11 protein-coding genes are annotated in these 7,674 nt (G+C 67.8%); 7 read left to right on the forward strand and 4 right to left on the reverse strand.

Features of this window, described 5'->3' with window-relative positions; genetic code table 11:
- Positions 1-311: 311 nt before the first annotated feature.
- The 4 genes from fliP to ACFOGJ_RS09110 all read right to left on the reverse strand — a co-directional run bounded on the left by fliP (position 312) and on the right by ACFOGJ_RS09110 (position 2,532).
- Positions 312-1,070 carry a flagellar type III secretion system pore protein FliP gene (gene fliP, locus ACFOGJ_RS09095; protein ID WP_379899551.1) on the reverse strand — a complete coding sequence of 253 codons (759 nt, stop codon included), beginning with the start codon at positions 1,068-1,070 and terminating at the stop codon, positions 312-314.
- Positions 1,071-1,128: 58 nt separating this feature from the next.
- Entirely contained in the window at positions 1,129-1,635 is a 507-nt protein-coding gene (locus tag ACFOGJ_RS09100; RefSeq protein WP_379899552.1) for a hypothetical protein, read from the reverse strand.
- Positions 1,632-2,048 (reverse strand): hypothetical protein, encoded by a 417-nt coding sequence (locus ACFOGJ_RS09105; RefSeq protein ID WP_379899553.1) that lies wholly within the window; start codon positions 2,046-2,048, stop codon positions 1,632-1,634. Before ACFOGJ_RS09105 ends, ACFOGJ_RS09100 begins: the two co-directional genes overlap by 4 nt.
- Positions 2,049-2,184: 136 nt before the next feature.
- Positions 2,185-2,532, reverse strand: coding sequence for an EscU/YscU/HrcU family type III secretion system export apparatus switch protein (locus ACFOGJ_RS09110; RefSeq protein ID WP_379899554.1), 348 nt, complete (start codon positions 2,530-2,532; stop codon positions 2,185-2,187).
- A 416-nt stretch (positions 2,533-2,948) separates the two neighbouring features.
- On the opposite strand from ACFOGJ_RS09110, the gene flgB reads away from it, so the two are divergent.
- The 7 genes from flgB to ACFOGJ_RS09145 all read left to right on the forward strand — a co-directional run.
- Positions 2,949-3,353 carry a flagellar basal body rod protein FlgB gene (flgB, locus tag ACFOGJ_RS09115; protein WP_379899555.1) on the forward strand — a complete coding sequence of 135 codons (405 nt, stop codon included), beginning with the start codon at positions 2,949-2,951 and terminating at the stop codon, positions 3,351-3,353.
- A gap of 258 nt (positions 3,354-3,611) precedes the next feature.
- Positions 3,612-4,019, forward strand: a complete 408-nt coding sequence (gene flgC, locus ACFOGJ_RS09120; protein ID WP_379899556.1) for a flagellar basal body rod protein FlgC — start codon at positions 3,612-3,614, stop codon at positions 4,017-4,019.
- 51 nt (positions 4,020-4,070) lie between these two features.
- The gene (gene fliE / locus ACFOGJ_RS09125) at positions 4,071-4,388 is read left to right on the forward strand and encodes a flagellar hook-basal body complex protein FliE (protein ID WP_379899557.1); all 318 of its coding nucleotides are present in this window, start codon (positions 4,071-4,073) and stop codon (positions 4,386-4,388) included.
- Between the two features lie 182 nt (positions 4,389-4,570).
- Entirely contained in the window at positions 4,571-4,837 is a 267-nt protein-coding gene (gene fliQ / locus ACFOGJ_RS09130) for a flagellar biosynthesis protein FliQ (RefSeq protein WP_379899558.1), read from the forward strand.
- Positions 4,838-4,928: 91 nt separating this feature from the next.
- A complete protein-coding gene (gene fliR / locus ACFOGJ_RS09135; RefSeq protein WP_379899559.1) occupies positions 4,929-5,693 on the forward strand; it encodes a flagellar biosynthetic protein FliR in 765 nt (254 codons plus the stop codon).
- A gap of 77 nt (positions 5,694-5,770) precedes the next feature.
- A complete protein-coding gene (gene flhB, locus ACFOGJ_RS09140; RefSeq protein WP_379899560.1) occupies positions 5,771-6,889 on the forward strand; it encodes a flagellar biosynthesis protein FlhB in 1,119 nt (372 codons plus the stop codon).
- Positions 6,886-7,674, forward strand: a 789-nt coding sequence (locus ACFOGJ_RS09145; RefSeq protein WP_379899561.1) for a hypothetical protein, incomplete at its 3' end; no start/stop codon positions are given. The genes flhB and ACFOGJ_RS09145, both read left to right, overlap by 4 nt.

Consider the following 7,674-nt stretch of genomic DNA (forward strand, 5'->3'; position numbering starts at 1 on the left):
AGCTGTTGGGTGTGGGAAACCGATACGGTAACGCCTCGCCCGTCGCGCCTGCATAGGATCTTGACCCGAGAACCCATTCCGCTAGCGGATCAGAGGCCGCAAAGCTGGCGGAATGGATCCCGGATCAAGTCCGGGATGACGGCCGTGGTCACGTCACCGCTTCTACCCAAGTGGAGACAGCTCCTGATGTGAGCATCCTGCGTCTGCTGGGATGCAGACAGGATTCTAGATCTGTTTGAAATCGATCAACCTATTGCCGCTCGGATGCTTCCCTCCGAGCGCAGGTCGAACCGGCGTCCGGCGCGCCGCGCTCAGTTGGCAAAGCTCTGCACCAGGGAGCCGGCGACCAGGTTCCAGCCGTCCACCAGCACGAAGAAGACGACCTTGAAGGGCAGGGCGATGATGACCGGCGGCAGCATCATCATGCCCATCGACATCAGCACCGACGCCACCACCATGTCGATCACCAGGAACGGCACGAAAATCAGGAAGCCGATCTCGAAGGCGCGGCGCAGCTCGCTGATCATGAAGGCGGGCATCAGGACGCGCAGCGGCAGTTCGTCGGTCGAGGCGAGGTTCACGGTGCCGGCCATGTCGGCGAAAGTGCGCAGGTCCTCGGCGCGGACATGGCGCAGCATGAAGGCGCGGAACGGCCCGACGATGCGCTCGATCGCCTGCTCCTCGGTGATCTGCTCCTCGATCAGCGGGGCGATGCCCTCGTCATAGGCCTGCTGGGCCGTCGGCTCCATGATGAAGAAGGTCAGGAACAGCGCCAGACTGATCATCACGATGTTCGGCGGCGTCGACTGCACGCCCAGCGCGTTCCGCAGCAGCGACAGCACGACGATGATTCGGGTGAAGCTGGTCGCGACGATCAGGATCGAGGGCGCCAGCGACAGCACGGTGAGCAGCGCCAGCAGCTGCAGGACGCGGCCCGTCAGGGTGGCGTCCTGGCCCAGGTCGACGCTGAGGGTCTGTGCCGCCGCCGGCTGCAGGAGCAGCAGCAGGGAGAGCCCGCCGGTGAGCAGCGGCAGCGCGGCGGCCAGGATCAGCCGCTTCCGCGAACGCATGGCGCCCCGCGTCCGATCAGCACCCTCGCGCCGCATCCGCCCCGTCACCCATCGTTGGTCATGTCCCCATGTTCCGCCGGTCCCGGCCTTCGGCATCGACCATTTCGTCGCCGGCCGTTGCCGGCGGCGCGTCCGGCCCATCCTCGCGATCGGGCCCGTCTCCGACACCGGAGCCTTCCGGCGCGTCGTGCGAAGGGCGCCCGGCCGGTGGCCTTGCGCCGCGCAGGTGGCGCAGCAGGTCGAGGACCGTCGCCGGAACGGGCCTCGCTGCATCCTGCGGCGCGGCGCGGTCGGTGGCGGCGCCCCGCGGCGACACATTCAGAAGGGTTTCGCTCTGCTGGCCCAGAAGCACAAGATATTCCTGCTCGTCATGGCGCAGCAGAACCAGCCGGCGGCGGGCATCCAGCGGGATGAACTCCTCGATGCCGAGCCGCCGGTGGCGCTTCGCGCCGCCCGGCAGGCCGCGTTCGTTCAGGGAACGGTAGGCCCGGGCCGCGAGGAAAATCAGGCCGAGGACCGCCAGCAGTCCCAGGACATAGCGCAGTCCGTCCTCGAGGCCGATCACCGCCTGCCTTGCCCCGGAGGGCTGTTGGGAGGGCTGCTGGCACCGGCCTGGTCGAGGGCGCGGTCAAGCTCCGACCGGCGGCTGCGCAGCCGTTCCTCCACCGCATCCAGTTCACGCATCACGCGCTCCAGGCGCGGCAGCAGCGGCTGGGCCTCTGCCCGCGGCAGCTGCGGCAGCAGCCCGACGATGCGTTCGGCGCGACGCGCCAGGGGCTTCATGTCGGGACAATGCAGGGGATTGCCGCCATCGAGGTCCCGGCGGATGCGGCCGATCAGGAGGATCAGCTCGCCAAGATCGGCATCCAGCGCGGCGCTGCGGCCATCCGCCGGAACCGTGCCCTGCCCGGTGGCGGGATTGTCTTCCGGCCCTTCGGGATAGTCCGGGGGCGGTGAGGGAGGTGAAATCCTGTTCATGCCGGATGCGGTCCGTCAGCGGAACGAACCATGACCCGGCAAACCACCGGACCGTGGCACATCGCCCAATAGGTAGCCGGATTCGACCGCTGCGTCACCTGTGCGGGGCATTCTGCAGGAAGCAGCGTCTGGGGGTTCACCACAGGTCCTTCTCCGGCTCTCCGGCGGCGCGGTCGGGTCCCGGCTGCGGCGGTGATGCCGGCCGGGACGAGGGCCCGGCCGCGGGTGCCGCCGCAGCGGGAGGTTCCCGGTTCTCCGCGCGGTAGACATAGGCAAGTATTTCCGCCACGGCGGCAAGCGCTTCCAGCGGAATCAGGGAATCCTCTTCGAACAGGGCCAGGATTTCGACCAGGTCCGCGTCCTCGCGCACCTTGACCCCGCTTGCGAACGCGGCATGCAGGATCTGTTCCGCGACGGCGCCACTGCCTGTGGCGGTGATCCGCGGCCGCTCATCGCCTTTATCGGGGCGGTACTCCAGGGCCACGGCCTTGGCGCGTCCGGTGCGGGAGGGCTTCCCCCCGTGCCAGGACGCGTCCTGCTGACGCGCATCGACCGGCGCGCTCGGCGCCGGCAGCGCGGCAGGCGCGCCGGTCGACGGTGGCGCCGGCGATGGTCTGTTCCGGGAGGCGCCTGGGGGGCTCCCTGGGCGAAAGGCCATGATCTCGCTCGTTTCCGGTCTCTGTGCCGGCCATCGGCCGAATTGGACAAAGTCTTGCATAGCAAGCATCATGCAAGCCACGGGTGGACGAAATTGCCGGCCCCCGACGCGGCGCCGATGCGTGCGGATGCGCCCTTGCGTCGCGGGCGATTGACCGGCCCGCTGCCGGCGGCCATTTCCCCGCCGGGCGACCTGAGCATCCCGGGCGGCCCGATGGCCCCGTAACCTGACACGGACCTGAGATGGACCTCAAAGACATACCGGTATTCGGCGCGATCGGCCGCAAGCTGGGCTGGCTCAACCAGCGTCAGGCGGTGCTGGCCGAGAACGTCGCGAATGCCAACACGCCGGGCTATCGCTCCGTCGACCTGAAGAAGCTCGACTTCAAGGAACTCATGCGGGGCGAGACGACACGCATCGGCGTCGCGAAGACCGACGACCAGCATGTCACCGGGACCGTCCAGAAGGGCAATGGCGGCCTTGGCGCACGGGTCAGGGACACGGAGATCCTGCCCAGCGGCAATTCCGTGAACCTGGAAGCCGAGATGGTGAAGGTTGCCGAGACCCAGATCGCCTATCAGGCGGTGACCGGCCTGTACCGGAAGCAGATCGGCCTGCTCAAGATCGCCCTCGGCAAGGGACGCTGAGGAGGGCGCCTGCGCGGTTCGCCGCGCACCCCGTTCGCGGCGGCCATGCAACCGGTAATGGTTAACCGGTTGCGCCTGCGGAAACAAAAGCCCGGTGCCGCGACAGAAGCGACGATCCAGCGTGAACATTGGCCGCGGCGAGGGCTCTTTTTCCTGCCGTCCGGTATTTCGTGATTTGCCTTTCCGGCGACCTGCGGCTAAGTCAGAGCGAGTGTCCGACACCTGTGGGTTGTCGGCCAGATTGGGTTGAAGCGGGCCATGGATCTTACCAAAGCGATGTTCATCTCGGCCGCCGGCATGCGGGTGCAGGGCGCGCGCATGAAGGTGATTTCCGAGAACCTGGCGAACGCGGACTCGATCTCCACCGTTCCGGGCGGCGATCCCTACCGGCGGAAGGTGATCAGCTTCGCCAACGAACTCGACGCCAAGCTGGACACCAACATTGTCAGGGTGAAGCGGATCACCACCGACAATACGCCGTTCGACCTCGAGTTCGATCCGGGCAACCCGGCGGCGAACCAGCAAGGTTATGTTAAGCTTCCGAACGTAAATTCCCTTATCGAGGTCAGCGACATGCGCGAGGCGCAGAAGACCTTCGAAGCCAACCTGACCGTCATCGAATCCGTCAAGGCGATGATGGCGCGGACGATTGACCTTCTGCGATAGGGTGCCGTTGGCGGTACGGCGGCCTTCCGCAAGATGTGATGGGTTTCAGCCATGGTCGATGTGAGAGCGGCGACGCAGGCCTACAACGCACTGGGCCAGGTGACGAATGGTGCAGGTGGCGGCGGGCTGGACCGGGCCGCGCAGGATCCGGCGACCAGCTTCTCCGAACTCGTGACACGGGCGATCTCCGACACCGCCAGCGCCGTGAAGCAGAGCGAGCGGGGCACCGTCGACGTGGTGACCGGCAAGGCCGAGGTCGCTGATGTGGTCACCGCCGTGAACAACGCCGAACTGGCGCTTGATACCGTGGTTGCGGTCCGCGACAAGATCATCTCGGCCTATCAGGAAATCCTGCGGATGCCGATCTGATCCCGGCGGGCGCGGATCCGGTTCCGGGCCGCACCTGCGCGGCTTTGCTTTCCTGACCTTGCGGGATGCCTGATCCCGCGGAATCTGCCATCCTGTATTGGTGACGGTATCGGCATGTCCGCCTTGCGCGGCGAGGGGCCGGATGGCGCCGGCTGCCGCGAGGATGCGGCACGGAGGCAGGAATGGATACGGCTGACGTTCTCGACATCGCCAATGACGCGATCTGGACCCTGCTGGCGGTGGCCGGCCCCAGCATGGCCGTGGCGACTGTCGTCGGCGTCCTGATTGCCCTGTTCCAGGCCCTGACCCAGATCCAGGAGATGACGCTGACCTTCGTGCCGAAGATCGTCACGATCATGCTCAGCCTGCTGATCTTCCTGCCGTTCATGATGACGTCGATGATCGAGCTGATGCAGCGCATGATGGCGCGCGTCGTGGGGCTGTCCTAGGGGCGACGGCATGACAACCCGGCCCCGATCGACGGTGCAGCGGCGTGCCGGCATGCCGCCGGCAGGGCAAGGCTGAGCGGCGGGCCGGGCGATGCTCGACGAAATCCTTCCGGGCGGCGTCTTCGCCTTCATGCTGGTCTTCATGCGGGTCGGCGGCGCGCTGCTGCTGATGCCGGCGATCGGCGAGGTGTTCATCCCGGTCCGCATCCGCCTGTTCATCGCCTTCGGCATCTGCCTGGCCCTGACCCCGGTGGTCGGCCCGCAACTGCCGGCGCTGCCGGCGACGCCGCTGGAACTGTTCCTGCTGCTGGCGGTGGAAATCCTGGTCGGGGTGTTCCTGGGCGCGGTGGCGCGGATCCTGTTCGGCGCGATGAACACCGCGGGCACCATCATCGCCTACCAGACGGGACTCGGCTTCGCCCAGTTCTACGATCCGTCGCAGGGCACGCAGTCGGCGCTGGTGTCCAGCTTCCTGACGATGATCGGCCTGACCATCCTGTTCACCTCCGGCCTGCACTATGTCCTGCTGGAGGCGATCCGCGATTCCTACATCCTGTTCCCGGTGGGCCGGATGCCCGACCTTTCCGGCTTTGCCGAGATCGCCACCACGTTCGTCGCCGAGTCCTTTCGCATCGGCCTCCAGATCGCCGCCCCCTTCCTGGTCTATGGCCTGGTGTTCTATGCCGCGCTGGGGATCCTGACCCGGTTGATCCCGCGGATGCAGATCTTCTTCATCGCCCTGCCGATCCAGCTGGTGTCGGGCTTCGTGCTTCTGGCGGTGACGTTAACGATTGCTTTCGACTGGTTCCTCGACCATGTGCAGTCGAACATGGCGGAATTCCTGGTGACGCCGTGACGGCCGCGATGCAGCGGTGCCGCAGGCAGGGGCCGGTGGCCGGCCGCGATGGGAAACGCAAGGAAGGGTAGGGGCCGATGGCCGACGATCCCGACTCGAAAACAGAAGAACCGACTGCCAAGCGCCTGCGCGAGGCGAAGCAGAAGGGCAATGTCGCCAAGTCCGAGGAGGTCGGCCACTGGTTCGTCCTGGCCGGTGCGACGGCGATGATCGCGCTTCTGGCCACGCCGCTGGCCAACGGCATGATGGACATCTTCATCCCGTTCTTCGAACAGCCGCACCAGGTGGCGGTGACCGAGGACACGCTGATGCACCTCGCCATCGGCATCGGCGAGGATATCGCGATCATCGTGATCCCGATCTTCCTGGTGCTGATGATCGCCGGGATCGCCGGGCAGCTGTTCCAGAATTCGCCCACCTTCACGACCGAGAAGATCAAGCCGGAACTGAAGAAGATCTCGCCGCTGTCGGGGCTGAAGAAGATCTTCGCCCTTTCCAACGTGGTGGAGTTCCTGCGCAGTCTGGTGAAGCTGGCGGTCGTCGTCGTGCTGGTGCTGTTGGTGATCTGGCCGGATCGCGAGATCCTGCCGCTGATCGTCACCATGGACCCGCTGATGATCACCCGCATGATCGCCAGCGAGACCCTTCTGCTGCTGGGCGCGATCCTGGCCGTGCTCGGCGTGATCGCCGCGGCCGACCTGTTCTACCAGCGCTGGAAGCACGTCAAGGACCTCCGCATGACCAAGCAGGAGGTGAAGGACGAGCACAAGCAGGCCGAAGGCGATCCCCATGTGAAGGGCCGCCTGCGCAGCCTGCGGGCCGAACGTTCGCGCCAGCGGATGATGCAGGCGGTGCCCCGCGCGGACGTGGTGGTGACCAACCCGACCCACTATGCGGTGGCGCTGGAGTACGATTCCGAGAAGATGGGCGCGCCGGTGATGATCGCGAAGGGGGCGGACCTGGTCGCGAAGCGGATCCGCGACCTGGCGAAGGAGAACGACATTCCGGTCGTCAGCAATCCGCCGCTCGCACGGGCGCTCTACGCGATCGATATCGGGCGCGAGGTGCCGGAGGAACAGTACAAGGCGGTGGCCGAGGTCATCGGCTATGTGCTGCGCCTCGACGGCGAGCTGCGCAGCGCCCGGCGCCGGCAGGAGCAGGAACGCACCGCCCGCCGCGGGAGCGGCGTCCATTGAGCCTGTCGCAGCCGCCGGCCGACGGGACCGACCCGGCCGGCCGCCGTCCCGGGGGGCACGATCCGCAGGGCCGGACGGGGCTGTCGGCGCCGTTCCGGCCGGCCTTCTCCGGCCCCGGTGACGGCGGCCTTGCCGCCACCGGTCCGGCGGCCATGGCGGACGGCCTGACGGCGCGTGCTGCCGGAGCCTGGCCGGACGACTGGGCCGATGACGGGCCGTTGCACGGCGACCCGCCCGACGAAGATGCAGACGGTGGCGGTGGCGCGCGCGGCCGCGGCGTCAGCGCCCTGGTCCTCGGCATCGGCCTGGGGATCGGCATCCTGCTGGTGGCCGCGATCGTCCTGCTGCAGGACGTGGCGATCACCCTGCCGCTCCTGATCGCGGTCCTGGCCGCTGTCCTGCTCGGACCGATGCTGGCGGCGCTGCTGACCCTGCGGCTGGTGCGCGCCCTGGAGCGCGGCCCGGCCGGGGCGATGGCCGGCACCGCGGCCGCGTCGGCACGGGACGCCGCCAGGCTCGCGGCGGCCGCGGCACCGCTGGCCCTGGCCGTCACCGATGCGGATGGCAGGCTTCTGTTCGCGAACCGGCGGATGCGGGCGGCCCTGCCCGCCGGGCTCGCGCCCGCCGGCTGCAGCCTTCCCGACCTGCTGGAGCCTGAGGATGGCGACGGCGATGCGATGTCCCCCGGTGCGGGGCCGCGGCGGATGCGGCTGCCGGACGGGCGTGCCGTCCTGCTGCAGCAGCGGCGGCTGCCGCATCCGGCGGGGCGCCTGCTCTGGCAGCTG

This window comes from Marinibaculum pumilum (assembly GCF_042646425.1).
Classification (GTDB): Bacteria; Pseudomonadota; Alphaproteobacteria; order Ferrovibrionales; family Ferrovibrionaceae; genus Marinibaculum; species Marinibaculum pumilum.

Coding starts and splice junctions, on each gene's coding strand:
- flgC (WP_379899556.1), top strand. CDS start 3,612: ATGGATCTTACCAAAGCGATGTTCATCTCGGCCGCCGGCATGCGGGTG.
- fliP (WP_379899551.1), bottom strand. CDS start 1,070: ATGCGTTCGCGGAAGCGGCTGATCCTGGCCGCCGCGCTGCCGCTGCTC.
- fliR (WP_379899559.1), top strand. CDS start 4,929: ATGCTCGACGAAATCCTTCCGGGCGGCGTCTTCGCCTTCATGCTGGTC.
- ACFOGJ_RS09105 (WP_379899553.1), bottom strand. CDS start 2,048: ATGAACAGGATTTCACCTCCCTCACCGCCCCCGGACTATCCCGAAGGG.
- flgB (WP_379899555.1), top strand. CDS start 2,949: ATGGACCTCAAAGACATACCGGTATTCGGCGCGATCGGCCGCAAGCTG.
- fliE (WP_379899557.1), top strand. CDS start 4,071: ATGGTCGATGTGAGAGCGGCGACGCAGGCCTACAACGCACTGGGCCAG.
- fliQ (WP_379899558.1), top strand. CDS start 4,571: ATGGATACGGCTGACGTTCTCGACATCGCCAATGACGCGATCTGGACC.
- flhB (WP_379899560.1), top strand. CDS start 5,771: ATGGCCGACGATCCCGACTCGAAAACAGAAGAACCGACTGCCAAGCGC.